Genomic DNA, 20,713 nt, shown 5'->3' with positions numbered 1-20,713 from the left:
CTCGAATCCCCTCGCCGTCAGGATTTGTCATGAGTGAATCAAAGAACTTACAACGTCTGCCCACCCGTATAGCCGATGTCGGCGGCATCCCCATCCACCGAGCCATTCCTCAGGCCGCGCTGCGCAAAGTAGGGGCCTGGTGCTTCCTCGACCACGCCGACCCGGCCGCCCCCCCTCCTCCCGGCATGCAGGTCGGGCCCCATCCTCACATCGGCCTGCAGACTTTCACCTGGATGATCGAGGGAGAGGTACTGCACCGCGACAGCCTGGGCAGCGAGCAGATCATCCGCCCCGGCCAGGTCAATCTGATGACGGCCGGCCACGGCATTGCCCACTCCGAAGAAGCCCAGACACTGGGCGTGCATGCAGCCCAGTTGTGGATTGCCTTGCCCGACAGCCATCGCCATATCGCGCCCCGCTTCCAGCATTACCCCGACCTACCCAGGACCGAGATCGGCGACTTTGCCGTGACCGTGCTGGCCGGTGAAGCCCTCGGTCTGGCGGCCCCCGCAGAAGTCCACTCCCCGCTGATGGGCGTGGACCTTCTGGCCTGCGGCACGGCTGGCCAAGCGTGCGCCACCATGCCGCTGCGCGCCGACTTCGAGCATGCGGTGATGAGCCTGTCAGGCGAGGTGAAGGTTGAAGGCCAGGTGTTGCCCTCGCAGGAGCTGATCTACCTGCCCGTGGGCACGCAGGAAGTGCAGCTGGAATGCACGCCCGGCAGCCGCCTCATCATCATCGGAGGCGAACCCATGGATGAGGCCATCTTGCTGTGGTGGAACTTTGTGGCCCGCACCACCGAAGAGATGCAACAGGCCCAGCAGCAATGGGAGGCAGAGGCGGCCACCGATGCGGAGCTCGTCAACGGCCAGCCACGCCGTTTTGGCAAGCCCGTGGCTTCGCCTCTGAAGTCGTTGCACTCTCCCTCACTGGCTGGCGTCAGCCTGCGCGCCTCCAGATAATCCTGCCGGCGCTTATTCAATTCGCACCAATTTGGTGCGAATTGAATTTCTCAAAAAGAAAAATAAAAGCATCTTTGCAAGTTTTTGATGAATTTTGAAAGCTTTTAGAGGCAACGCACTCTCTTCAAGAGAAGGCAAGCCAGACGTTATGCATGAAACGTTTGGACTCATGCACACCAAGCTTTCATAATCGAGCCAACGCCCTGGCCACGAGAATGCGACCGCCGCTTTTCGTCCGGGGCGTTGCCACGTCCTGCCCAACTCAACTTTGCAAAGAAAGCCGATCAATGCGTCAAGAACATGACTTCATTGGCATCAAAACCATCCCTCCCGACGCGTATTGGGGTGTTCATTCCGCACGCGCAGTGGAGAACTTCCCCATCACCGGTCACTCGGTCGCGCACATGCCCGAGCTGATCCGCGCGTTTGCCTTTGTCAAAAAGGCAGCGGCCCAGGCCAATCTGCAGTTTGGCGCCATCAATCTCAAACAAGCCACCGCCATCTCCCAAGCCTGCGATGATCTGATTTCCGGCCAGCTGCACGAGCAGTTTGTAGTCGATGTGATCCAGGGCGGCGCCGGCACCTCCACGAATATGAACGCCAATGAGGTGATCGCCAACCGTGCACTTGAGCACCTGGGATTGCCCAAAGGCACTTACGATGTGATCCACCCCAATGATCATGTCAATGCTTCGCAGTCCACCAACGACTCCTACCCCACAGCCGTCAAGCTTGCCACCTACGCTGGCATCCAGAAGCTGCTGATCGCCCTGGCCGAGTTGCGCTCTGCTTTCGAAGCCAAGGCCGGCGAATTCGCCCATATCCTGAAAATCGGCCGCACACAATTACAAGATGCCGTGCCCATGACTTTGGGCCAGGAGTTTTCCGCTTTTGCTGCCATGATCGCCGACGATGAAAAGCGTCTGCGCGAATCCGCCTATCTGATGACCGAGGTGAACATGGGTGGCACGGCCATCGGCACCGGCATCAACGCTCCCGTAGGCTACGCCGGCGCCGTGACCAAGGCCTTGGCTGAAATTTCGGGCGTCCCCGTCGTCAAAGCCGGCGATCTGATCGCCGCCACGGGAGATACCGGCGCCTTTGCCGACATTTCCGGCATCTTGAAGCGTGTTGCAGTCAAGCTCTCCAAGATCAGCAATGACCTGCGCCTGCTCTCCTCGGGCCCTCAAGCAGGAGTGGCAGACATCAAGCTGCCGGCGCGCCAGGCCGGCTCATCCATCATGCCCGGCAAGGTGAATCCCGTGATTCCCGAGGTAATGAACCAGGTCTGCTTTGAAGTGATAGGCAACGATGCCGCCATCACCATGGCCGTGGAAGCCGGCCAATTGCAGCTCAACGCCTTCGAGCCGCTGATGGCCTGGGCTCTGCATAAAAGCCTCAGCCACCTGAGCAGCGCCTGCAAGACGCTGCAAGTCAACTGCGTGGAAGGCATTGTGGCCAATGAAGCGCTGCTGGATTCCCGCATTGCCGAGTCGGTGACGCTGGTGACGGCGCTGAACCCTCTGATCGGCTACGAAAAGGCCGCCAAAATTGCCAAGACCGCCATTGCCAACGGCAAGCAGATTGCCGTGGTGGCGGAAGAATTGGGCATCATGAGCCGGACCGAAATGAACAAGCTGCTGGTCGCCGACAAGCTGACCCAGGCCGGCGCATTGACCGCTGTATAAGCGCACTCTTTATCGACAATGCAAAAGGGCATGTTCGCCATGAACATGCCCTTTTTGGTTGATATGCTTTTAATAGCTTGGTATGCCTATATTCAAAGGGCAGGAAGCCAAAAACGCTTCATATTCAAGCCACTGCGGCATTCTCGTCACTGGGGTCATCCACGCCGCGCACGCTTTCACGCAGATTTTTGTCCTTGAGCTTGCCAAGATCGGTCTCCACCGCGCGTTTGAGCTTTTCAATCGCTGCGCTGAAGGCCTCCTTGACCTTTTCGGCTTCCGCATTCACTGCGATGGGGGGGCGACCTGTGGCCCGGGTTTCGAGCACACAGCGTTTGCCTGGGCCGCCCGTGGTCTTGAGGGCATCAACGCCCGTGAGGAAGACCTCCACACGCACCACATACTCCTTCAGGCGGGCCAGCTTGGCATTGATCTCCTCCTGCGCCCATTGAGCCAGAGACTCTCCACCCTGGATGGAATCGTCGGCATGAACCTGTACTTGCATGCAAATCCTCCTAGTCACCAAATGCCGCAACCGCTGCGGCGAAATCTGTAGGGGTGCCATAAAGGCAGGCGAAAACATCGTAACGCCAGAACCTTGTTCTGCCCATCGGGGCTTGTTACGCCAGCAAAGGACAGGGGCTTTGACCATTGTGGAGGCAGCTTCTCCCGGATTTGAAAGAGATAGCAACAAGGGTAGGTTCTATGAGCTTTGCCCTTGAGCCAAAGCAAAAAGTGCCGACCGGTAATTTGCAAAAAGTAAGCGTTTTTACGCCTCGGGCCGTCAGTTAATGCCAGCCTTCGATTCAGGCTCCGCGACAAAGCCGATGCGCGTCAGGCCTGCTGCGTGGGCCCAGCCCATGACCTGCACCACGCGACCATAGGGAACGCTGGTGTCGGCACGCAACTGCACCTCGGCCTGAGGATTGCGCCGCCCCAGCTCTTCCAGTTGCTGCTGCACTGCCGCATCGTCCGCCACGCCCCCCTGAATCCAGATTTCGCCGGTGGGGCTGACCTCCACCATCAAGGCATCGCTCTTGCTCACGGCAGTCTGCTGCACTACTGTTTGCGCCTTGGGCAGTTGCACGCGCAAGGTGGCAGCCAGCATGGGAGCAGCCAGAATGAAGATCACCACCAGCACCAGCATCACATCCACCAGCGGCGTGACATTGATGGTGTTGATCGGAGTTTCCGCCCCCTGACGGCGGCTCATGCGACCGAATGCCATGACGCCATCCTTTATGAAGCATCCACTCCGAACTGGGCATGCAGATCATGGGCAAACCCCTCCAGCACAGCCTCCAGCTGGCTGGCCGAACGCCCGAGCAGGTTATAGGCCAGCACAGCAGGCAAAGCGACAGCCAGACCGGCGGCCGTCATGACCAGGGCTTCACCCACAGGCCCGGCAAGCTGAGCGATATCGACCTGACCGCTGCCCGCCAGCGTTCCCAGTGCATGGTGAATGCCCCAGACCGTACCCAACAGGCCCACAAACGGTGCCGTTGCACCAATGGTGGCGAGCAAGGTCTGGCCCCATTGCAACTGGGTCGATGCCTGACCCAGAGCCTCACGCAGGCTGCGCAACAGCCGCTGCCCCTGCGCCGCGCTTTGTGCCAGAGAGCCTTGCGCTGCCGCTCCGCCCTGCGCCACGGCATCGGCCATGGCCTGCACCAGCCCCTGTCTATCCAGCGCCTTGACCTGCGCCATAGCCTGGACCAGATCGGGCATCTGCCAGAACGCAGCCACGGCCTGCGGCACGCGTCGGCGCGCTACGGCCATAAACCTGAGCTTGTAGAGGATGACCACCCAGCTGAGCACGGACATCAGCAGCATCAAGGCCGCCGTCGCCCATGTGACCGCATCGCCCTCTGCCAGCCATTGCCACATTCCTGCAGACATCGCTCACCTCGCTCCCAGAAATAGCAAGGGGCCGTCACGGCCCCTTTGCAAATTGCGCGGTCAGCGCAGATTCAGCACATCGTACATATCGTACTGGCCAGTCTTTTTGTCGGCCAGATAGGCCACGGCGCGCAGGCTGCCGTTGGCATAGCCGGCACGGCTGCTGGACTTGTGCGCGATCTCGATGCGCTCGCCGGTACCGGCAAACAGCACGGTGTGATCGCCCACGATATCGCCGCCGCGCACGGTGGCAAAGCCAATGGTGTCAGCCTTGCGCTCGCCGGTGTGGCCGAAGCGCTCATACACGGCGCGGTCGGCCAGCCTGGTGCCCTGGGCTTCGGCAATCACTTCGCCCATCTTCAGGGCCGTTCCAGAAGGTGCGTCGACCTTGTGCTTATGGTGAGCTTCGACGATCTCGATGTCGTAGCCGCCTTGCTGCAAGGCCTTGGCCGCCATCTCCAGCAGCTTGAAGGTCACGTTCACGCCCACGCTCATATTGGGGGCAAAAACGATGGAAGTCTTTTGGGCAAACTCGGCGATCTGCGTCTTTTGCTCATCCGAGAAGCCTGTGGTGCCGATGACCACGCCAACGCCCAGATCGGCCGCAACGGCCAGGTGCTCCATCGTGCCTTCGGGGCGCGTGAAGTCGATCAGGCAGTCGGCCTTCGACAGGGCTGCGCGCACATCGCTTTCGATCTTCAGCCCGCTGGGCTTACCCAGGAATGCAGAAGGATCGGTGCCGATGGCAGGGCTGTCGGCGCGGTCCAATGCCGCAGCCAGCACGCAGTCGCTGCTGTTCAGAATCGCTTCGATCAGCATATGGCCCATGCGGCCGGAGGCACCCGCCACAGCAACGCGCTGAGGGGTGGAGGAATGGGTGGTGGATGCGGTCATGGCGCTATCACTCGATCAAATGAAAGACGGCAGGATCACATCCACGCCGTCATAAAAAGAGAGCATCCACCGCTTTCTGCAAGCGGGGAACAACCTGTTCTGATGCTTAACGCGATTCCAGCGATGGATAGCTGGTGGCGGCGGGCGGCAGATTGGCCGCAGCCTGCTCGGCTTCGGTGTTATTGCGTGCGGGATATTTGGCCAGCTGGGCTTCGCTGGCTTCCAGCTGCGGAACCTTGGGCGTGCCCTTCATGCCTTTGAGGCTGGCCACGAAATCGGCCTCGGAAGGCATCTCGTCACCTTCGGCGCGCACAAAGGCGTCGCCATTGAAGAAGACGGTGAGCTTGCGGATCTGCGACTCCACACCGGGGCGATTGATGGTGAACACGTATTCCCAGCGATCGCCGTGGAACACGCTGGTCACGAGAGGTGTGCCCAGAATGTCGCGAATCTGCTGGCGGCTCATGCCGGGCTGCAAGGCCTCGACCTGTTCCTTGGACACGAAGTTGCCCTGCACGACATCGACCTTGTAAGGAGTGACGGCATTGGCGACACGGTGCGCGGCGCCATCGATACTGTTGCAGCCGGCCAGTGCCGCTGCGATTGCCAACGTCAGGGCCAGACCTGCGCGGCTACGGGCTTGAACATGCATGGGTAATGGCATAGGGATATGATCGGGTTCATTGTAGCGGCAGGCCCCGGAGACACTTGGAGATTCCCTTTATCTGCGTGTAAAGCTTCTCCTTAAACAAGTGAGTCCAGCCTTCCATGTGCCCGTAGTCCACCAAGAGAGCCGACATGAAAAATATTGATGAACTCAAAAGCACGGGCCTCAAAGCCACTTTGCCGCGTCTGAAGATCCTGGAAATCTTCCAGAAGGGCGCCCAGCGCCACATGACGGCGGAAGATGTTTTCCGCGTGCTGCTGGACGAGCGCTCGGACATCGGCCTGGCCACGGTTTACCGCGTGCTGACCCAGTTCGAGCAGGCCGGCATCCTGATCCGCAGCAACTTCGAAAGCGGCAAGGCCGTCTACGAGCTCAACGAAGGTCAGCACCACGACCACTTCGTCTGCACCAGCTGCGGCAAGGTCGAGGAGTTCTATGACGCCGAGATCGAGAAGCGCCAGAACCTGATCGCCAAGGAAAAAGGCTGGGTGATCCAGGATCACTCCATGGCGCTCTACGGCCAGTGCGCCGAATGCGCCACACGCGCCGCCAAGTAAGAACGCAAAACGCGACGGCGAGCCCAGGGGCAGGACATGCAGATGTCTTGCCCTTTTTACATTTGGTGAGGACTTCTTTACATAGCTCCATCAAGCCTCAAACCAAACGCGAGCCGGACTGCGTATGCTGCAGTCATTCCCGCGCTTGAGGAGACCCGGTTCATGCGGCTGCTACCGTTTTCACCTGTCCAGGGCCTGCTCTGTCTGGCAGCCCTCACATTGACCGCCTGCGCACCGCTGGCCCCCTCATCGGGCCGCCCCAGCCCCGAGGTGCTGCAGACGCTGAACAGCAGTGCCCTGCCCGACAAGCCCAGCGCGCTGCAAAGCCAGCAATGGCTGGACCGGGTCACCTGGGGCGCCACCGACCATGATGCGGCCCGGCTGCAGCGGCAAGGCCTCAAGCGCTGGCTGGCCGCTCAGTTCAGCCCCTCCTCCGCGCCCATGCCGCCCGAGGTGCAGCAGCACATCGACGCCCTGGGCATCAGCCAGAAGCCCATGGCGCAGATCCAGCGCGAAATTGCCGACCAGCGCCTGGCCATTCGCAACAGCCAGGATCCCGAGGAGGCCGCCAAACTGCGCAGCGAGCTGCAACGCCAGCTCAATCAGCTGGGCAGCGAAGCCCAGAAACGCCATATCTGGCGCGCGCTTTATTCGCCCCACCAGTTGCAGGAGCAAATGACCTGGTTCTGGATGAATCACTTCAACGTCAGCACCCGCAAGGGCGATGTGCGCATGTGGGTGGGCGACTACGAGGAGCAGGCCATTCGCCCCCATGCGCTGGGCAAATTCCGCGAGCTGCTGACGGCCAGCATGCGCCATCCGGCCATGCTGCTGTATCTGGACAATGCCAGCAATGCCGCCGGGCGCATCAATGAAAACTACGCGCGCGAACTGCTGGAGCTGCACACCATGGGCGTGGGCAGCGGCTACACCCAGGCCGATGTGCAGGCCATGGCCCATGTGCTGACCGGTGTGGGCTTCTCCACCCGCGAGGCCGACGCTCCGCCGCCCAAGCTGCGCCCCGAACGCCAGGGCGACTACGTTCGCCATGGCTTCTTCGAATTCAACCCCAATCGCCACGACTACACGCCCCAGGTCTTGCTCGGCAGGCCGCTGGAAAAAAGCGGACTGGCCCAGGTCAACGAGGCAGTAGACCGCATAGTGGCGTCGCCCGTCACTGCGCGCTTCATAGCACGCAAGCTCTGCGTCTATTTTCTTGGCGACAAGCCGCCCCAGCCCGTGGTCGAGCGCACGGCCCAGGCCTTCGAGCGCAGCCATGGCGATATTGCCGCCACGCTGGCGGCCATGCTGAGCGACCCGCAGGCTCAGCAGTTCGGCCAGGGCTTCAAGGACCCGGTCCACTATGTGCTGGGCGCCACACGCCTGGCCTACGACCAGCGCGTGGCCAGCGATGTGGGGCCGGTACAGAACTGGCTCAACCAGCTGGGCCAGCCGCTATACGGCCACGAAACACCCGACGGCTACCCCGTGACGCAGTCGGACTGGTCCAGCTCCGGCCAGATGAATGCCCGCTTCGAGGTGGCAAGGCAGATTGGCAGCCGCGGCGCGCTGCTGTTCCGCAGCAGCCCGCAGCAGCCGCTGGAGAAGCCGCCCTATCCCGACCTGGACAAGCGCAGCAGCGTCCAGGCTCGCGTGCCGGCATTGGGTGCCGCCACACGCGCCGCACTGGCCCAGGCCAGGAATCCGGCGGACTGGAACAGCTTTTTCCTCTCCGCCCCCGAAATGATGTACCGCTAAGGAGGGCAGCCATGCAAAGACGTCAATTTCTCAGCCTCGGCGCTGCCCTGCCGCTGTTCTGCCAGTTGGGCCAAGGTCTGGCCGCCCCCTTGCAAAGCGGCTCGCCCCGTTTTCTGCTGGTCTTCCTGCGCGGCGCCTACGACAGCAACAGCCTGCTGGTGCCAACCCATAGCGACTTCTACTATCAGGCCAGACCCAACATCGCCATTGCCCGCCCGGGATCGGCCGACGGGGCACTGGCCCTGAACCCTCAATGGGGACTGCATCCCACGCTGCAAAGCAGTCTGCTGCCGCTGTACGAACAGGGCCAGGCCTGTTTTGTGCCGTTCGCGGGCAGCAACGACCTCTCGCGCAGCCATTTCGAAACCCAGGACTCGATCGAGCTGGGCCAGCCCCAGGAAGGCGGGAAAAGCTATCAGAGCGGCTTTCTGAACCGGCTGACCCGGGTACTGCAGGCCGACAGCCAGAGCCGGCTCAGCCTTAGCCCCATGGCCTTCACCGCCCAGCTGCCGCTATGCCTGCGCGGCAGCGCCCAGGTGGCGAACATGGCGCTGGCCTCCGTGCGCAAGTCTGCGCTGGACGAGCAGCGCAGCCAGACCATTGCCTCCATGTACCAGGGCTCGGCACTGGAAGCTCCGGTGCGTGAAGGCTTTGCGGTACAGCGTGCCGTGCAGCGCAGCATGCAGGAGGAAATGGACCAGGCCGGGCGCAATGCCATCAGTGCCAAGGGCTTCAGCCTGGTAGCCCAGCGCATGGCGCATCTGATGCGCGAGCAATTCGACCTGGGCTTTGTCGATATCGGAGGCTGGGACACCCATGTCAACCAGGGCGCCGCCAGCGGCAATCTGGCCAACCGGCTCGGCGACCTGAGCCAGGGCCTGGCGACGTTCGCCGAATCCATGGGAGCCGAAACCTGGCGCCATACCGTGGTGGCAGTGATCAGCGAGTTCGGGCGCACCTTCCGCGAAAACGGCAACAAGGGCACGGACCACGGCCATGGCACGGCTTACTGGTTTCTCGGCGGCGGCCTCTCGGCCCAAGCCGGCGGCAAGGTGCTGGGCGAGCAGATCGAAGTCACCGAAAAAGTGCTGTTCCAGAACCGCGACTACCCCGTGCTCAACGAATATCGCTCCCTGCTCGGCGGCCTGTTTGCGCGCATGTACGGCTTGAACACAGCGCAGCTGCAGCAGATCTTTCCGACCTCCCAGCCAGGCAGGCTGCAGCTGGTCTAGAACGACTCGCCGCTTTCCATGGCGCGGCGGTGGCGCATCACGAATTCCTGGTAAGTGTCGATGCCGCGCAGCTGCAAAATGGCATTGCGCACTGCGGCTTCCACCAGCACGGCGATGTTTCGGCCCGCCACCACCTGAATCACCACCTTGCGCACAGGCACGCCCAGCACGTCCTGAGTCAGCGGCTCGGCGGGCAGGCGCTCGTATTCGCGCTCCATGGTTTCCTTGCGCACCAGGTGCACGATGAGCTTGAGCCGCATCTTGCGGCGCACTGCCGTCTCTCCAAAGATGGCGCGAATATCGAGCAGGCCGATGCCGCGCACTTCAAGCAGGTTCTGCAGCAGCTCGGGGCATTTGCCTTCGACCGTGGTCTGGTTGATGCGATACAGGTCCACGGCATCGTCGGCCACCAGACCGTTGCCGCGCGTGACCAGCTCCAGCCCCAGCTCGCTCTTGCCCAGGCCCGATTCGCCCGTGATCAGCACGCCCATGCCCAAAATATCCATGAACACGCCGTGCATGGTGATGCGATCGGCGAAATGCTTGGACAGATAGGCACGCAGCACGTCGATGACAAAGGCCGACTGCTCCTTGGTGGAGAACAGCGGGATATGCGCGCGCTCGCACATGGAGATCAGCTCGTCGGGAGCGTCCTGGCCGTCGGCCAGCACCAGCACCGGCGGCTCCAGCGTGACGATGCGGGCAATGCGGCGCAAGCAGTCTTGCGAGGTGGCATTGGTCAGATAGGCGATTTCACGCTCGCCCAGCACCTGCAGACGGTAGGGGTGGATGTAGTTGAGATAGCCCACCAGATCGGCACCCGAGCGGGCCGAGCGCACGGCCATCTCGTCAAAGCGGCGCTCGGAGGCGCCCAGCCCCGCTATCCACTGCCAGCGCAGGCTGGAGTTGCGAAATGCCTCGAACAGTACGTCGGCACTGATGGCGCTGGGTCTCATGGCAAGGCCCTGTCAGTCAAAAAGAAGGGCCAGAACTCATGCCTGGGAGGTGATGGAGGACTGCCAGCTGTCGATCATGCCGTGCAGCTGCTGCGCATCGGTGGACGACTTCAGGCGCTCGCGCAACTGGCTGTCGCTGAGCAGCTCGGCGATCTCGGAGAGGATTTCCAGGTGCTTTTGCGTCGCCGCCTCGGGCACCAGCAAAAAGATCAGCAGGCCGACCGGCTGCTCATCGGGCGCATCGAAACCGATGGGGTTGGCCAGCTGGAACACTGCCGCCATGGGAGCCGTCAGGCCCTTGATGCGGCCATGGGGAATGGCAACTCCATGCCCCAGACCGGTAGAGCCCAGGCGTTCGCGTGCGAACAGGCTATCGGTGATCAGGGCACGAGACAGACCATGCAAGCTCTCAAAGAGCAAACCCGCTTCCTCGAAAGCGCGTTTCTTGCTGGTGACATCAACGCTCACAAGCACTTGAGCGGCGGGAAGGATAGAAGCTAGGCGATTCATGGTGTGATCAACAATTATGCACCGCAGCGCTGAAAACCGTGGGGAAACCCTGATCACCATCAAAAACCGCCCCGTAGGGCGGCGCTTTTAGCGTTGTAACAAGGCGACAGCCCTGCAACAAACCGGCGCAAAAGCTAGGTTTGCGCCTCGCTTTCATCAAGCTGACACCTGCGCCAGCTGCAAGCCCCCGGAGTCCAGTCGCTTGGCTGTGGCACGCGGGCCTTGTTGACGAGTCTTGTAGCGCATCACCACACGGTCGAGTTTGTCGGCCAGGGCGTCCACGGCGGCATAGAGGTCGAAATGCTGCGTCTCCACGAACAAGTCTTGCCCTTTCACGCGCACCGTGCAACCGGCGCGCTGTCGTTTGTCTTTTTCCTTTTGCTTGTGGACTGTGAGCAGTACCTTCACGTCCACAACCTGATCGAAGTGCCTGAGAATGCGTTCCAGCTTGGCCATGACATAGCTGCGCAGCGAGGGAGTGACCTCCAGGTGATGCCCGCTAATCGTCAAATTCATAACAAAACACTCCTTAGCTCTCGGTGAAATCACTGCGGTTTCACAGCGCCTGATGGCTGTGCCGCAGCCTGGCAGTTCGGAATGCGCATTCGTCTTTGCTGTGAACCCACTATGCGCCCGCCCCACGCCAAAGGCAACGAAATGACCGTGATAGCGCAGGCTCGCCAGGGGCCTTGTTTGTCGGTTTGATGACAGGCGGTTTTGACGCCACAATGAGTGGCTTTGGCCCGCATGCAAGGGATACGCCGGCATGCCCCAGGGCCTCGATCGCAGCAGGCGCGCACTGGCAAAGACCGTGACCGTCCAAACCCCTGCCTGCGCCATTAAAATCGCGTTTTTACGCAGCCGCCTCTCGGGCCTGCGACGCTGGCAGCCCCTTGGGCTTTCAGGCGCCTGCTGACCGACTGCACGCCTGAATTGCCTGACAGCCCTATCTCGACCATGACCACCCAGCCCTCCGCCCTGCATACCTCCAACATTGCCTCGCTGCCCCTGCTCGCACGTGGCAAGGTCCGCGACAACTACGCCGTGGGCGACGACCGCATCCTGATGGTGGCCTCCGACCGCCTGTCCGCCTTTGACGTGATCATGGGCGAGCCCATCCCCGGCAAGGGCGTGCTGCTGACGCAGATGGCGCTGTTCTGGTTCGACAAGCTGGGCCATATCTGCCCCAACCACCTGACCGGCGAAGCGCCCGAGTCCGTGGTCAAGCCCGAGGAAGTCAAGCAAGTCGAAGGCCGCTCCATGCTGGTCAAGCGCCTCAAGCCCGTGCTGATCGAAGCCGTGGTGCGCGGCTATCTGGCCGGCAGCGGCTGGAAGGAATACCAGGAATCGCAATCGGTCTGCGGCGTGAAGCTGCCCGCCGGCCTGACCAACGCGGCCAAGCTGCCCGAGCCCATCTACACCCCCGCGGCCAAGGCCGAAATGGGTGACCACGACGAGAACATCACCTACGAGCGCACTGTGGAAATGGTGGGCGAGCAGCTCGCGGCCCAGATCCGCGATACCGCCATCCGCATCTACAAGGAAGCGGCCGAGATCGCGCTGACCAAGGGCATGATCATTGCCGACACCAAGTTCGAGTTCGGCCTGACCGAAGACGGCACCCTGGTTCTGATGGACGAGGTGCTGACCCCCGACAGCTCGCGCTACTGGCCCGTGGAAGGCTACGAGGACGCACTGGCCAAGGGCGAGAACCCTCCCAGCTACGACAAGCAGTTCGTGCGCGACTGGCTGGAGCAGGCCCAGGTCAACGGCAAGGCCTGGGACAAGAAGGCTCCCGCGCCCCGCCTGCCCAAGGAAGTGATCGACAGGACGGCGGCCAAGTACCGCGAAGCGCTGGATCGCCTGACCGCCTGAGCGATCGGTGCCAAGCAGACAAAAGGCCCCCGGAACAGAAATCCGGGGGCCTTTTTATTTTGATAGCAGCTTGCGCTTTCAGAAAGAGGATTTCAGCCTGAAATAATTATGAAATCCTTTATGAGCATGTGCTGACAGCTATATTTTTAGTGGTGATGGCCGTGACCACCGTGCACATGCTTGTGGGCGATTTCTTCTTCGGAGGCCGCACGCACCTCGTTGACCACCGCGCTGAAGCGCAGCGCAAACCCGGCCAGAGGGTGGTTGCCGTCGAGCAGCACCACGGGGCCCTTGATCTTCACCACGTTGTAGATCTGGGGCAGGCCCTGGTCGTTGGTGCCGCGCAGCTGGCCGCCCACCTTCACGCCTGCAGGGAACTCGCCCTTGGGAATGGTGCGCTTGAGGCTTTCGTCGCGCTCGCCGAAGGCGTCCGCCACGGCCAGGTCCACAGTCACGACATCGCCTTTTTGCTTGCCGTCCAGAGCAGCTTCGACCTTGGCGAAGATGTTGTCATAGCCGCCGTGCAGATAGGCCACATCGCCCTTGTCCAGCAGTTTGACGGCCACGCCGCCCGCGAGCAGCTCGTGAATCTTGTAGTTGATGGTGACGGCAGTGTCTTTGGTGATGTTCATGACAATGGATTTCGAGTGGGGCGGTGCCTGAACCCGAGTCAGGCATCGCGCAAAGCTGCCATTGTCGGCGACTCGGGCTATTCCAGTGTCACGCCCGTGGCCTTAACCACGCCGCGCCATTTGTCCACGTCGGCACGGATCTGCTGCGCGAAGACCTCGGGCCTGCTGGCCACGGGCTCGGCGCCCAGGCTGCGCAGCTGCCGCGCCACCTCCGGGTCGCGCACGGCCTGGGCAACGGCGGTCTGCAGCGTATCCAGCACCGCCTTGGGCGTTCCCGCCGGAGCCAGCAGGCCGAACCAGCCCGAGACCTCGTAGCCGGGCACGCTTTCGGCGACGGTGGGAATGTCTGCCGCCCCGGGCCAGCGCTGTGCCGTGGTCACGGCCAGCGCCCGCAGCTTGCCGCTGCGCACAAAGGCGATGGTGGAGGGCAGATTGTCGAAGCCGGCCTGTATCTGCCCGCCCATGAGATCGGTGAGCATGGGCGATGCGCCCTTGTAAGGCACATGGGTCATGTCCACGCCCGCCATCATCTTGAGCAGCTCGGCGCTCATGTGCGGAGAGCCGCCTGGACTGGTCGAGCCGAAGTTGATCTGTCCGGGCCTGGCCTTGGCCAGCGCCAGCAACTCGCCCAGGGTGCGCGCGGGGACGCTGGGATGGACCACGATGATGTTCGGCGTGCTCGCCACAACGGTGACGGGCGCGAAGTCCTTGACGGCGTCATAGGGCAGGTTCTTCTGCAGCGCCGAATTGATGCCGTGCGAGCTGGCCGTTCCCATGACCAGGGTGTAGCCGTCGGCTGCGGCCTGGGCCACGGCAACCGAGCCTATGGCACCGCTGGCGCCAGCCCGATTCTCGACGACGAAGGGCTGGCGCAGCCGCTCGGACAGCTGGGCCGCCGCCAGCCGCGCGATGATGTCCGTGGTGCCTCCTGCCGGATAGGGCACGACGATGCGCACGGGCTTGGCGGGATAGGCCGGGGCCTGCGCGAAGGCGACGGCCGTGCAGGCCGCCATGGCCAGCGCGGCGGCGGCAGCCAGGGCGCGAAACAGATGCGAGGTCATTGCGGTGTCTCCTGGTGGTGTTTTATGGAATATGCGGCGGATGCCCGTACTGGATGTCGGTGCCAGTTCAGCCCGGTGCACGGCGGCGTAGCAGCGGCGCCAGCGCAGCGGGGACGAGCAGCTCGAAGCCCAGGATCGCCGCCGACAACGCCTTGCCGTAGTTGTCCACCGACAGGCTGCGCGAGACGCCGCCGCCCAGTGCACCGTGCGCCACGAAGTTCAGCGCGTGCAGGTTATCGGCCTCGTAGCGCAGCACCTCGCCGGTGATGGCCCGGCCATGAAAGGCCTTGAAGCGTTCGGCGCTCAGCTGCTGCTTGAGCAGCGCATAGAGCTCGGGCTCGTAGGCAAACACGGCGATGTTGGAGGTATTGCCCTTGTCGCCCGAGCGCGTATGCGCCACCTGCTCCAGCGGCACCCGGATGTCCTGGTTCATGTCCTGCATGCTTTGCTCCCCTGTTCAGCTCGTGAAGTAGTCGATATGCGCCGTCACCTGCTCGCGCGGCACCAGCGAGGACCACACGCCTATCACCTCGCGCGTGCGTTCCTGGTGCGGCACGCGCTTGCCGGTGTGGGCAATCCCCGAGACCGCCATGCCGTCCACTTCGCGCCCCACCTTGACCGCCTCCTCGCGCGACCGGGTGCGTGCCGCCACGCGCACGGCCACTTCATAGGGCTCGGGCGCATTCGCCGGCGTGGCAGCGCCATGCACGGCATTCAGGCCCAGGAAGTCGATGCGTACCTCCTCGGCATCGAGCTTCACGATGCGCAGGCGCTCCTCCAGGATGCGCTTGGCAAGTTGGGCGCGGCGCAGTGCGCCGGGGCCGGCATAGAAGAACATGTCCTCGCCGATGAAGCCCTCGGTGCACCCCATGGAAACCTTCAGCGTGGGTGTGCGCGGCTTGCCCGTGAGCCCCGTCACGCGCACGCGGTCCGGCGCCAGCTGCTCGATGCGGGCCTGCGTGAAGTCGACCACCACATCGGGCGTGATGTAGTTCGCCGGGTCGTGCACCTCGTAGAGCATCTGCTCCTTGACAGTCTGCAGGCTGATCATGCCGCCCGTGCCTTCCACCTTGGACAGGGTCACGCCGCCTTCGGCATCGACCTCGGCGATGGGAAAGGCCAGGTTCCAGGGCTCGGGCACGTCCTTGAGGCCCGGGTCTGCAAAATATCCCCCGGTGACCTGGGCCCCGCACTCCATCAGATGGCCTATCGCGCTGCCAGCACCTACGCGCTCGTGGTCCAGCAGGTCCCAGCCGAACTCATGCACCATGGGAGCCAGGAACAGCGAAGGGTCGGCGACGCGGCCCGTGACCACGATCTGCGCACCTTCCGCCAGAGCGTCAACGATGGGAGCGGCCCCGAGATAGGCTTCGGCCGAGATCAGCGAGTGGGCAATGCTCTGCGTGGGGGCTCCGGTCTCCAGGATGGTGGGGGCCAGCGACAGCACGCGGTCGGTGATCAGGCTGCCGCCCACGGCCGCCACCTTGACGCCGGTGATACCCAGCTCACGCAGCAACTCGACGATGCGCCGTGCCGCGCCCTGCGGGTTGATCCACCCCTGGTTGGAGATGATGCGCGTGCCCTGGCGCATGCAGGCAGGCAGCACGGCGCGCATGCGGTCGTCGAGATAGGTGTCGTAGCCCGGGAAGGACGGGTCGCGCCGGGCCCTGACCTGCGCGGCCGAGACCGTGGCCTCGGCCATGGTCTCGAAGCACAGGTAGTCGAGCCGACCATGCTCGGCATTGAGGGCGGCGGGCTCGATCCGGTCGCCCCACCACGCGGCTCCCGCGCCTATGCGCAGGATCTTGCTGTCATTCATTACGCTTGTCTCCGTTGTTCCCCCAGACCGGGGGCTGAAACCATTCTGTACAGTCGTTTTTCAAGAGACAACGCATGCGCGCGCACAGCGCATGTGAATCAATTTCACAGGAGGCGAAGACCTTAGATGGACCAGTTCGGCGAGATGACGGTATTCCTGCGTGTGATCGAGGAAGGCAGTTTTTCCGGTGCCGGCAGAAGGCTTGAGCTGTCGCCTTCGGCGGTGAGCAAGCTCATCGCGCGCATGGAGGCACGCCTTGGTGTGCGGCTGTTCGAGCGGATTGCCGGAGCCATACGCCTGACCCAGGAAGGCGAGCACTTTCGCATCGCCAGCCAGCGCGTGGTGCAGGCCATGGAGCAGGCCGAGGCCTGTGTGCGCGTGGCCGATGCCGAAATCTCGGGCACGGTACGCATCCATACGGCGCTGACCACGGCCAAGTACCTGGTGGCGCCGCGCCTGCACCTGCTGCTGGACCGGCACCCGCGCCTGCACCTGGACTTCGTCCTTGGCACGGAGCGCGGCGACTTCGTGCGCCAGGGCATAGACGTCGCCATCCACAGCGGCCGGCCTACGGAGCAGACGCTGATCGGTCGCCCGTTGATGCTCAGGCCCTGGGTGATAGCCGCAGCGCCACAGTACCTCCAGCGCTTCGGCCATCCCGAGCAGCCCGAGGATCTGCTGCAGCACCGCTGCCTGAACTTCACCATACGCACGCAGTGGAACCGCTGGACCTTCCACGAGGAAGGCGGGCTCAAGACCATAGACATTCCCAGCCACATCGGCGCCAACCAGGGCGAGCTGTTGCGCAGCCTGGCGCTGCTGGGCCACGGCGTGGTGCGGCTGGCGCACTTCCATATCGCCGCCGACCTGGAGCGCGGAACCCTGGTGCCGCTGCTGCCGCAGTTCCAGGAACGCAGCGAGGACGACCGCTTCTACCTGCTGTATCCGCGCGGCAGATCCCTGGCACCGCGCGTGCGTGCCGTGTTGGATTTCCTCGCAGGGGAGTTCGGCTAAGCGGATGCCCCCAGGCATTGCCGCACACATTCAAGCAGGCTGCGCCCCCTTGGATCTGGGCACCGCCCGCAGGGACGCAGTCCATGCCCGCGAACACGAACACGAACACGAGCAATACCGGCATGGCCGGTGCTCAGGGAGCTGGGCTGCACGCCGGAGGCTGCCAGCTTCAGGCCCTGAGCCGTATCAGGCCCTGGGAGGCTGCTCGTCGACGTCGGCCCCTGGGTAGCGCGCAAAGCGGCGGTTCTCGGTGCCATGCACCGGATCACTGTCCTTCCAGGGCCAGCCGCCGAACTGGGTGCGGCGGTAGTCCTGCATGGCCTGCATGATCTCCTCCTGCGTGTTCATCACAAAGGGGCCATATTGCGCCACCTTCTCGCCAATCGGCTTGCCCTGCAGCAGCACCAGCTCTGCACTGACATCGCCGGTGTTGACCAGCTCCAGCTCGCGCTGAGCGTCGACATGCATGGCCAGATGGCCGTTCACGGCTTCGCCCCCCACGGTCATGCTCTTGCCCACAAAGAAGTAGAGCATGCGATGGGTATCCTGGCCTGCAGCCCTAGGCATGGTCCAGCGGGCGCCGGGCTCCAGCTCCAGCGTCCAGAGGGCCACATCGCTGTCGGCCTGGGAGGCCCAGGACTCGGGCGGCGGCGGCAGGGCCTTGTCCGCGCCGTCCAGGGCTCCGGCCACCACGGTGACGGTGGTTTTCCTGCCCGCCGCATCGCTGAAGTTCAGGCGCGGGATCTGCTCGTTCCAGAACATGGTGAAGTGGGGCTCCACCATCTTGTTCCTTGCAGGCAGGTTTAGCCAGATCTGGAACAGCTCCAGCGGATTGGGCTGGTCGCTGTTCAGCAGCGGAAACATCTCCGAGTGCTGGATGCCCTTGCCGGCAGTGAGCCACTGCACATCGCCGCCGCCGAAGCGCGCGGCTGCGCCCAGCGAGTCCGCATGGTCGATGCGGCCCTTGCGCACCAGGGTCACGGTCTCGAAGCCGCGATGCGGGTGGCCCGGGAAGCCCGGAATCGGCTCGCCGTGGTACATCGAGAAACCGTCCCTGGCGCTGAAATCGCTGCCCATTTCGCGTCCCTCGAACTCCACGGCCTGCACGCCCATCTTGCCGTTGCTGGCCGGATAGCTGTCATCGTGGTGAGCGCAGAACAGAAAGGGGTCCAGGCAGGGCCAGCGCGGCCCCAGGGGGGCGCTTTCCAGAATGGGTTGGCGATTCGTGGTCATGGAGTTCTCCTCTTGAGAGGCCACTGCCAGTTGCAGGGCCCTAAGTCTCGAAGATAAGGCCAGCCCACGGGTTTGAAAGACATCACCGCTGGGACAGTACTTGCCGCTTTTGCAACAGCGGCAAGCCCATACTGCCCTGGTCGGCGCTCAGCCGCGCGGCGGAATGTTCAGACCTTTTTGCGTCGCCGGGCGGGCCATGAAGGCCTTGAGCACGCGCTGCAGCTCCGGAAACCCGTTCCAGCCCACCAGCTCGGCGGCGTTGTAGCCGTTCTCGTCGACCATATTGCGCACCCAGGGCCAGATGGCGATGTCGGCAATCGTGATCTGCGCGCCCATGATCCACTCGCGGCCCTGCATGCGCTGCTCCAGCACGCCCAGCAGGCGTTTGGACTCGTTGATATAGCGGTCGCGCGGGCGCTTGTCCTCGAAGTCCTTGCCCGCGAACTTGTGGAAGAAGCCGACTTGGCCGAACATGGGTCCCACGCCGCCCATCTGGAACATCAGCCACTGCAGCGTCTCGTAGCGCGCTGCAGGGTCTGCGGGCAGCAGCGGGCTGCCGCTCTTCTCGGCCAGATAGATCAGGATGGCCGCCGACTCGAACAGCGCCAGCGGCTTTCCACCCGGGCCTTGCGGGTCGATGATGGCGGGAATCTTGTTGTTTGGGAAGGTGCCGACAAACTCCGGCGTGAGCTGGTCATTGGTCTGGAAGCTGACCAGATGCGCCTCGTAGGGCAGCTGCATTTCCTCCAGCGCAATCGATACCTTCACGCCGTTGGGGGTGGGCAGCGAGTACAGCTGGATGCGCTCGGGGTGCTGCGCGGGCCATTTGCGGGTCACGGAAAAATCGGCAAGGGTGCGGGTCATGCGGCAGGCTCCTGAAAAAGGGTTTGCCGCATCGTAACGGCAGAGGCCGCTCAGCGCAGCAACTGCCAGAACATCTGCACGCAGGGTGACGGCGCCTGCTGCATGCTGACCAACGCGATGCGCGAATGGCGCGCGGCGTCGGCCAGCGGCTGCAGCACCACGCCGGGCGGGCAGATGCGCTCATAGACGCTGGGCACGATGGACAGACCCAGGCCTGCGGCCACCAGCGCCAGCATGGTCGAGGTCTCGCGTGCCGGCTGGGCGATGCGCGGCACAAAGCCGGCCTCGCTGCACAGCGCCAGAATATGTTCGTGCAGACCACCGCCGAGCACGGCCGGGTGCAGCACAAAAGGCTGGTCGGCCAGGCTGCTCAGTGCCAGTGCTTCGCCCGCAGCCGCCTTGGCATGTGCCACCGGCAGGGCCAGCTTCAGCTCATCGCGCCACAGCGTCTGCTCCCTAATCGGCACGGGGATGCGAAACGTCGGCGAGGGGCGCATGAAGCCGATGTCGATCTGCCCCGCCGTCAATGCCGCGATCTGCTCGCCCGTGGTCATATGCTGCAGATCCAGCTCCACCTGCGGGTGACGGCTGCGAAAGTCGCGCAACATGGTGGAGAACTCGTCAAACAGCGGCACCGATGCCGTGAAGGCGATGCGCAAACGCCCCGCCAGGCCATGGGCTGCCATGCGCACCAGCTCGCCCGCCTGCTGGTGCAGTTCCACGATCTGCCGCGCCTTGTCCTGCAGCAGCAGGCCTGCCGGCGTCAGCGCAACGGCGCGGCGCGAGCGCTCGAACAACTGCGCCCCCATCTCCTGCTCCAGCAGACGGATCTGCTGGCTCAGCGGGGGCTGGCTCATATGCAAGCGCTGGGCCGCACGGCTGAAATTCAGCTCCTCGGCCACAGCCAGAAAACAGGTCAGACGGCGCAAATCCATAGGACGATTTTCGTATCAAGTCCAGACGCAAACGGTATTGGACGCAATAGCCGCAGCTTTTCACAATCCGGTCAGCCGCAGCAGCCATGACAAAAGTAGCTGCCTGCGTTGATTCCAAAAGGGTTCAAGGCCTATCCCGCCCGCCCAATACAGAGAGACA

At 63.2% G+C, this 20,713-nt stretch carries 22 protein-coding genes; 7 read left to right on the top strand and 15 right to left on the bottom strand.

Annotated features, from left to right (window positions below; genetic code table 11):
* Nucleotides 1–29 precede the first annotated feature (29 nt).
* Nucleotides 30–962, top strand: coding sequence for a pirin family protein (locus tag EIC84_RS20200; protein WP_034361245.1), 933 nt, complete (start codon nt 30–32; stop codon nt 960–962).
* Between the two features lie 287 nt (nt 963–1,249).
* Complete coding sequence (locus EIC84_RS20195; protein WP_003061583.1) at nt 1,250–2,650, top strand: aspartate ammonia-lyase; 1,401 nt, start codon at nt 1,250–1,252, stop codon at nt 2,648–2,650.
* 124 nt (nt 2,651–2,774) lie between these two features.
* Here EIC84_RS20195 and EIC84_RS20190 read toward each other — a convergent pair whose 3' ends face one another.
* The 5 genes from EIC84_RS20190 to EIC84_RS20170 form a co-directional block, all read right to left on the bottom strand.
* Nucleotides 2,775–3,152, bottom strand: a complete 378-nt coding sequence (locus EIC84_RS20190; RefSeq protein ID WP_003060358.1) for an HPF/RaiA family ribosome-associated protein — start codon at nt 3,150–3,152, stop codon at nt 2,775–2,777.
* A gap of 279 nt (nt 3,153–3,431) precedes the next feature.
* Complete coding sequence (locus tag EIC84_RS20185) at nt 3,432–3,875, bottom strand: biopolymer transporter ExbD (RefSeq protein ID WP_003061580.1); 444 nt, start codon at nt 3,873–3,875, stop codon at nt 3,432–3,434.
* An 11-nt stretch (nt 3,876–3,886) separates the two neighbouring features.
* The gene (locus tag EIC84_RS20180; RefSeq protein WP_034361243.1) at nt 3,887–4,546 is read right to left on the bottom strand and encodes a MotA/TolQ/ExbB proton channel family protein; all 660 of its coding nucleotides are present in this window, start codon (nt 4,544–4,546) and stop codon (nt 3,887–3,889) included.
* 60 nt (nt 4,547–4,606) lie between these two features.
* Nucleotides 4,607–5,440, bottom strand: a complete 834-nt coding sequence (gene dapB / locus EIC84_RS20175; protein WP_003061575.1) for a 4-hydroxy-tetrahydrodipicolinate reductase — start codon at nt 5,438–5,440, stop codon at nt 4,607–4,609.
* Nucleotides 5,441–5,546: 106 nt separating this feature from the next.
* The gene (locus EIC84_RS20170; protein WP_003061572.1) at nt 5,547–6,092 is read right to left on the bottom strand and encodes an outer membrane protein assembly factor BamE; all 546 of its coding nucleotides are present in this window, start codon (nt 6,090–6,092) and stop codon (nt 5,547–5,549) included.
* Between the two features lie 146 nt (nt 6,093–6,238).
* Between EIC84_RS20170 and fur the strand changes: the two genes are divergently transcribed.
* From fur to EIC84_RS20155, 3 genes are all read left to right on the top strand, one after another.
* Complete coding sequence (fur, locus tag EIC84_RS20165; RefSeq protein ID WP_003060349.1) at nt 6,239–6,664, top strand: ferric iron uptake transcriptional regulator; 426 nt, start codon at nt 6,239–6,241, stop codon at nt 6,662–6,664.
* 162 nt (nt 6,665–6,826) lie between these two features.
* Nucleotides 6,827–8,422, top strand: coding sequence for a DUF1800 domain-containing protein (locus EIC84_RS20160; protein WP_003061566.1), 1,596 nt, complete (start codon nt 6,827–6,829; stop codon nt 8,420–8,422).
* Nucleotides 8,423–8,433: 11 nt separating this feature from the next.
* The gene (locus EIC84_RS20155) at nt 8,434–9,654 is read left to right on the top strand and encodes a DUF1501 domain-containing protein (RefSeq protein WP_003061563.1); all 1,221 of its coding nucleotides are present in this window, start codon (nt 8,434–8,436) and stop codon (nt 9,652–9,654) included.
* On the opposite strand, the gene hprK is transcribed toward EIC84_RS20155, so the two are convergent.
* The 3 genes from hprK to hpf form a co-directional block, all read right to left on the bottom strand.
* Nucleotides 9,651–10,610 carry an HPr(Ser) kinase/phosphatase gene (gene hprK, locus EIC84_RS20150; protein ID WP_003060345.1) on the bottom strand — a complete coding sequence of 320 codons (960 nt, stop codon included), beginning with the start codon at nt 10,608–10,610 and terminating at the stop codon, nt 9,651–9,653. The genes EIC84_RS20155 and hprK overlap by 4 nt on opposite strands.
* A 36-nt stretch (nt 10,611–10,646) precedes the next feature.
* The gene (locus EIC84_RS20145; RefSeq protein ID WP_034347954.1) at nt 10,647–11,120 is read right to left on the bottom strand and encodes a PTS sugar transporter subunit IIA; all 474 of its coding nucleotides are present in this window, start codon (nt 11,118–11,120) and stop codon (nt 10,647–10,649) included.
* A gap of 156 nt (nt 11,121–11,276) precedes the next feature.
* Complete coding sequence (hpf, locus tag EIC84_RS20140) at nt 11,277–11,636, bottom strand: ribosome hibernation-promoting factor, HPF/YfiA family (RefSeq protein ID WP_003067012.1); 360 nt, start codon at nt 11,634–11,636, stop codon at nt 11,277–11,279.
* 441 nt (nt 11,637–12,077) lie between these two features.
* On the opposite strand from hpf, the gene EIC84_RS20135 reads away from it, so the two are divergent.
* Nucleotides 12,078–12,995 carry a phosphoribosylaminoimidazolesuccinocarboxamide synthase gene (locus tag EIC84_RS20135; RefSeq protein ID WP_003067010.1) on the top strand — a complete coding sequence of 306 codons (918 nt, stop codon included), beginning with the start codon at nt 12,078–12,080 and terminating at the stop codon, nt 12,993–12,995.
* 146 nt (nt 12,996–13,141) lie between these two features.
* On the opposite strand, the gene EIC84_RS20130 is transcribed toward EIC84_RS20135, so the two are convergent.
* From EIC84_RS20130 to EIC84_RS20115, 4 genes are all read right to left on the bottom strand, one after another.
* Nucleotides 13,142–13,627 (bottom strand): peptidylprolyl isomerase, encoded by a 486-nt coding sequence (locus EIC84_RS20130; RefSeq protein WP_003067008.1) that lies wholly within the window; start codon nt 13,625–13,627, stop codon nt 13,142–13,144.
* A 77-nt stretch (nt 13,628–13,704) separates the two neighbouring features.
* Complete coding sequence (locus EIC84_RS20125) at nt 13,705–14,688, bottom strand: tripartite tricarboxylate transporter substrate binding protein (protein ID WP_003067006.1); 984 nt, start codon at nt 14,686–14,688, stop codon at nt 13,705–13,707.
* A gap of 67 nt (nt 14,689–14,755) precedes the next feature.
* Nucleotides 14,756–15,130, bottom strand: coding sequence for a hypothetical protein (locus tag EIC84_RS20120; RefSeq protein WP_003067005.1), 375 nt, complete (start codon nt 15,128–15,130; stop codon nt 14,756–14,758).
* A 15-nt stretch (nt 15,131–15,145) separates the two neighbouring features.
* Complete coding sequence (locus EIC84_RS20115) at nt 15,146–16,507, bottom strand: acyclic terpene utilization AtuA family protein (RefSeq protein WP_003067003.1); 1,362 nt, start codon at nt 16,505–16,507, stop codon at nt 15,146–15,148.
* Between the two features lie 126 nt (nt 16,508–16,633).
* On the opposite strand from EIC84_RS20115, the gene EIC84_RS20110 reads away from it, so the two are divergent.
* Nucleotides 16,634–17,521: a LysR family transcriptional regulator gene (locus tag EIC84_RS20110; protein ID WP_003067001.1), complete on the top strand. Its 888-nt coding sequence runs from the start codon at nt 16,634–16,636 to the stop codon at nt 17,519–17,521.
* 186 nt (nt 17,522–17,707) lie between these two features.
* Here the strand turns inward: EIC84_RS20110 and EIC84_RS20105 are convergent, their stop codons facing one another.
* From EIC84_RS20105 to EIC84_RS20095, 3 genes are all read right to left on the bottom strand, one after another.
* Nucleotides 17,708–18,754, bottom strand: coding sequence for a pirin family protein (locus EIC84_RS20105; RefSeq protein ID WP_003067000.1), 1,047 nt, complete (start codon nt 18,752–18,754; stop codon nt 17,708–17,710).
* A gap of 147 nt (nt 18,755–18,901) precedes the next feature.
* Nucleotides 18,902–19,618: a glutathione S-transferase N-terminal domain-containing protein gene (locus tag EIC84_RS20100; RefSeq protein ID WP_003066998.1), complete on the bottom strand. Its 717-nt coding sequence runs from the start codon at nt 19,616–19,618 to the stop codon at nt 18,902–18,904.
* A 50-nt stretch (nt 19,619–19,668) separates the two neighbouring features.
* Entirely contained in the window at nt 19,669–20,553 is an 885-nt protein-coding gene (locus tag EIC84_RS20095) for a LysR family transcriptional regulator (protein WP_003066996.1), read from the bottom strand.
* Between the last annotated feature and the right edge of the window lie 160 nt (nt 20,554–20,713).

The sequence above is a fragment of the Comamonas sp. A23 genome (genome assembly GCF_004522605.1).
GTDB classification, from domain to species: Bacteria; Pseudomonadota; Gammaproteobacteria; order Burkholderiales; family Burkholderiaceae_C; genus Comamonas; species Comamonas thiooxydans.
Note: the sequence above shows the minus strand (reverse complement) of the source record. Positions and strands in the feature narration are given on the sequence as shown.

Excerpts from the sequence above, each read along its gene's own strand:
- EIC84_RS20120 (WP_003067005.1), bottom strand. The coding sequence starts at position 15,130 with ATGCAGGACATGAACCAGGACATCCGGGTGCCGCTGGAGCAGGTGGCG.
- hprK (WP_003060345.1), bottom strand. The coding sequence starts at position 10,610 with ATGAGACCCAGCGCCATCAGTGCCGACGTACTGTTCGAGGCATTTCGC.
- EIC84_RS20200 (WP_034361245.1), top strand. The coding sequence starts at position 30 with ATGAGTGAATCAAAGAACTTACAACGTCTGCCCACCCGTATAGCCGAT.
- hpf (WP_003067012.1), bottom strand. The coding sequence starts at position 11,636 with ATGAATTTGACGATTAGCGGGCATCACCTGGAGGTCACTCCCTCGCTG.
- dapB (WP_003061575.1), bottom strand. The coding sequence starts at position 5,440 with ATGACCGCATCCACCACCCATTCCTCCACCCCTCAGCGCGTTGCTGTG.
- EIC84_RS20170 (WP_003061572.1), bottom strand. The coding sequence starts at position 6,092 with ATGCATGTTCAAGCCCGTAGCCGCGCAGGTCTGGCCCTGACGTTGGCA.
- EIC84_RS20155 (WP_003061563.1), top strand. The coding sequence starts at position 8,434 with ATGCAAAGACGTCAATTTCTCAGCCTCGGCGCTGCCCTGCCGCTGTTC.
- EIC84_RS20105 (WP_003067000.1), bottom strand. The coding sequence starts at position 18,754 with ATGACCACGAATCGCCAACCCATTCTGGAAAGCGCCCCCCTGGGGCCG.
- EIC84_RS20135 (WP_003067010.1), top strand. The coding sequence starts at position 12,078 with ATGACCACCCAGCCCTCCGCCCTGCATACCTCCAACATTGCCTCGCTG.
- EIC84_RS20115 (WP_003067003.1), bottom strand. The coding sequence starts at position 16,507 with ATGAATGACAGCAAGATCCTGCGCATAGGCGCGGGAGCCGCGTGGTGG.
- EIC84_RS20145 (WP_034347954.1), bottom strand. The coding sequence starts at position 11,120 with ATGAATCGCCTAGCTTCTATCCTTCCCGCCGCTCAAGTGCTTGTGAGC.
- EIC84_RS20185 (WP_003061580.1), bottom strand. The coding sequence starts at position 3,875 with ATGGCATTCGGTCGCATGAGCCGCCGTCAGGGGGCGGAAACTCCGATC.
- EIC84_RS20095 (WP_003066996.1), bottom strand. The coding sequence starts at position 20,553 with ATGGATTTGCGCCGTCTGACCTGTTTTCTGGCTGTGGCCGAGGAGCTG.
- EIC84_RS20180 (WP_034361243.1), bottom strand. The coding sequence starts at position 4,546 with ATGTCTGCAGGAATGTGGCAATGGCTGGCAGAGGGCGATGCGGTCACA.
- EIC84_RS20130 (WP_003067008.1), bottom strand. The coding sequence starts at position 13,627 with ATGAACATCACCAAAGACACTGCCGTCACCATCAACTACAAGATTCAC.
- EIC84_RS20125 (WP_003067006.1), bottom strand. The coding sequence starts at position 14,688 with ATGACCTCGCATCTGTTTCGCGCCCTGGCTGCCGCCGCCGCGCTGGCC.
- EIC84_RS20195 (WP_003061583.1), top strand. The coding sequence starts at position 1,250 with ATGCGTCAAGAACATGACTTCATTGGCATCAAAACCATCCCTCCCGAC.
- EIC84_RS20160 (WP_003061566.1), top strand. The coding sequence starts at position 6,827 with ATGCGGCTGCTACCGTTTTCACCTGTCCAGGGCCTGCTCTGTCTGGCA.
- EIC84_RS20190 (WP_003060358.1), bottom strand. The coding sequence starts at position 3,152 with ATGCAAGTACAGGTTCATGCCGACGATTCCATCCAGGGTGGAGAGTCT.
- EIC84_RS20110 (WP_003067001.1), top strand. The coding sequence starts at position 16,634 with ATGGACCAGTTCGGCGAGATGACGGTATTCCTGCGTGTGATCGAGGAA.
- fur (WP_003060349.1), top strand. The coding sequence starts at position 6,239 with ATGAAAAATATTGATGAACTCAAAAGCACGGGCCTCAAAGCCACTTTG.
- EIC84_RS20100 (WP_003066998.1), bottom strand. The coding sequence starts at position 19,618 with ATGACCCGCACCCTTGCCGATTTTTCCGTGACCCGCAAATGGCCCGCG.